Raw genomic sequence first — 3,345 nt, 5'->3', positions numbered from 1 at the left:
AAAATGGGTAGATTATTTATAGCAGAAAAACCTGAACTTGCACGTGCAATAGCTAAAGGGCTTATTGGCAATGAAAGTAAAGGTAATGGCTTCATTAGAAAAGGTAACGATACCATAACTTGGGCTTTTGGACACATTTTGGAGCTTTTTAAGCCTGACGATTATGCAGAAAAATATAAAAAATGGAATTTAGAAGATCTACCCTTTGAAATAGAGAAATTTAAATATAAGCCTATTGACAAGAGCAAAGATCAACTTAAAATAATTTTAAACTTATTAAAAGAAAAATATATAACAGAAGTTATTCATTGTGGTGATGCGGACGATGAGGGACAAATTTTAGTTGATGAAATTTTAGCTTATGCAAATAATAAGTTACCAGTAAAAAGAATGTTAATAAATGACCTTAGTGAAGCTGGCATCAAGAAAGAGTTAAATAATATAAAGTCAAATGATGACTTTTATGGGCTTTCTCAACGTGGTTTTGCAAGAAGCTTGGCTGATTGGATAGTCGGACTAAATTTAACTAGAGCATTTACCGTTGTGGCTAGAAATAAGGGGTATCAAAATGGTGTTTTAAATTTAGGACGTGTCCAAACCCCTATTCTCTCCTTAGTGGTAAATAGAGATAAAGAAAATGAAGATTTTAAAAGTCTGGAATACTTTGCAATTAGTGGTGAATTTAAAAGCTTTGATGGTATAGATTTTCGTGCAAATTTAAAAACTGATGATAAAATTACAGATAAGAATTTAGCTCAAAACATATTAAAAGAGTGCGAAAACAAATCCGCAAGAATTACAATTAAGAAAACCGAAAAGAAGAAAGAGCTACCGCCACTTCCTTACAATTTATTAAAACTTCAAGCTCAATGTGCAAAAGAATTTGGCTTAAAACCTGATAAAGTTCTTGCTATTACTCAAGACTTAAGAGAGAAATTTCACTTAATAACTTATAACAGAAGTGATTGCGAATACCTACCTGATACAATGTATGATGAGTCGCCAGCTATTATACAAAGTTTAAAAGAAATTTTTAAAAATACGGACGATATTGAGCTAAAAGGGATTTTAGACAATGCTGATCTTACTATAAAAGGTGCAGCATTTAACTCAGCAAATATTTCGGCTCACCATGGCATTGTCCCAACTGGAGCAAAAGCGTGTTTAAATGAACTAAGTAAGGATGAATTAAATATTTTTACACTTATAGCAAAAAGATTTGCATTGCAATTTTTTAAAGCAAGAGAATATGAGGCAACAAATATAGTTTTGGAACTTAACGAATATAAATTTACAGCCTCGCAAAATACCACAACTGATCTAGGTTTTACTTTCTATCTTAAACCGCAAAAAGATGAAAAAGATGGTAATGATGATGAAATAGAAAACACTTCAAAGTTGGATAATTTAATAGAAGGCTCTATGGCTGAGTGTTTAAAGATTAAACTTGAGCCAAAAAAAACTAAACCAAAGCCATTTTACACCATGGCAACACTTCTCACCGACTTAACTGGCGTAGCCAAATATGCTAAAGATCCGAACATTAAGAAATTACTCCTTGAAAAAGATCAAGGCAAAAAAGGAGAAAATGGAGGTATCGGAACCCCAGCTACTAGATCAAATCATATAAAAAGCTTGATAGATAATGAATTTATCAGTGTTAGCAATGACAAAAAGCAAATAATACATGCAACACAAAAAGGTAAAGACTTAATTTCAGTTGCACCTGAAATTTTAACCTGCGTTGATATGACTGCTTTATGGTTTGAAAAACAAAAAATGATCGAAAGCCGCGACTTAAGCTTGGATGACTTTTTAACAGAAATCAATCAACAAATAAAGGAAGAGATAGCAAAGGTAAAAGATAGCGATATGGGAAATTTTGAAACAAAACCAGATAATGCTCAAATTTGCCCTATTTGCAATAAGGGATACCTTATAAGACATGAAAGCCAAAATAAAAAAGGCGTATTTTGGTGGGGTTGCAGTCAATGGCGTGAAGGTTGTAAGGCATTTTATTACGATAACGATGGCAAACCACAACTTGAAACTAAGCCAAAACAAGAAATACCAAGTGATGCACCTATGTGTCCAAAATGTAAGAGTGGTAAGCTGCTGCCTAGAACCAGCGCGAAAGGTTTTAATTATTTTGCATGTAACGGTAAGTTAAAAAATGGTAATTGGTGCAATGCTAAATTTAAGACAAACGATAATGGCGAACTTGAAGAGATGGTTTTTGAGAAAAAATAAGGATAGTAGAATGCAAGCAGAAGATCTAAAAAAAATTATCAATACGGTAAGATTTAATGATATTTTATTAACTTTTAAAGATACAGAGGATTTCAAATGCTATTGTGATTTCTTAATCAATAAGCCAAATAGCATTCATGATAACAGCCACAGCTTTTGGAATAGTTATTATAAATTACAAAATAATATTCTAAAAGATATTGAAGAAAAAAATTCCAAATATGATCTTTGTAGAAACGAACAAACTAGAGAAGAAGCTGGTTTGTCTTTAGAACGATTAATAAATGAATGCGGCTGCGAAAACATAAAAGCCAATGTTATTTATTTTGATGCATTTGATAAAAAATCACAATACATCTATGCTGATGAATACGAAAAACTAGAAGAGCTTGTAAATATTATCGACAAAAAATACCACATCTCGAGTCATAAAACAAAATTTGCTTGTATACACTGGAATGATCACGAAGAAGAGTATCACTCACCAAAGGTCAGCATCCATAGAGTCTTAATAAAGGAATAACATGCCAACTTACAAAAATTTAAAATATATCAATGAAAGCAAAAATTCAATATTAAGTAATTTAGATAACAATTTACAAGAACAATATGCCAGTGACCTAGATCAAAATCTAAACGAACTCTACAATAATGAGGTTAGGTCGAAGATTGAAAAAATGGGGGATAAAAACCAACAAATTTCAGAATTTTTAAATGAAATGTATTCAAATGTTGATTACAACATGGATGAATTCGATCCAAAATACTTAAAAGAGAATAAAGAAAAATTTAAGGATATAAAAGGTGGCATAATCGCAAGTATTATTGACAAGAACAATAAAGCACAAAGCAATTACCAGCTTGAGAGCTTTTTCGAAAAGTATGATCAAATTTTTGACAAGAATACACCTCATGATAAGATAATAGATAATGTTGCTAGTAAATTTCTAGAACTCAATGGAGAACTTTATAACAAAATAGAGCATGAATCAGTATATAACGAAGCTGAACTAGCTCTTAGTAAAACATTATCTAAAAATATAACTTCACGCATTGATATTGATATAAACAAAGACGGAAATTATCAAATACATA

At 31.2% G+C, this 3,345-nt stretch carries 3 protein-coding genes; all 3 read left to right on the top strand.

The features are described from left to right. Positions 1 to 2,250: DNA topoisomerase III (gene topB / locus CYP77_RS00275; protein WP_343219199.1), on the top strand; the 2,250-nt coding region annotated here is incomplete at its 5' end. Between the two features lie 10 nt (positions 2,251 to 2,260). After that, positions 2,261 to 2,773 carry a hypothetical protein gene (locus CYP77_RS00270; RefSeq protein WP_103568030.1) on the top strand — a complete coding sequence of 171 codons (513 nt, stop codon included), beginning with the start codon at positions 2,261 to 2,263 and terminating at the stop codon, positions 2,771 to 2,773. Position 2,774: 1 nt separating this feature from the next. Then, a partial coding sequence (locus tag CYP77_RS00265) for a hypothetical protein (protein WP_141090825.1) occupies positions 2,775 to 3,345 on the top strand: 571 nt, incomplete at its 3' end.

Origin of the sequence: Campylobacter concisus (genome assembly GCF_002913865.1) — a bacterium.
Taxonomy (GTDB): Bacteria; Campylobacterota; Campylobacteria; order Campylobacterales; family Campylobacteraceae; genus Campylobacter_A; species Campylobacter_A concisus_AM.
The sequence above is the reverse complement of the archived record's forward strand: the minus strand, read 5'-3'. Positions and strand labels throughout refer to the sequence as shown.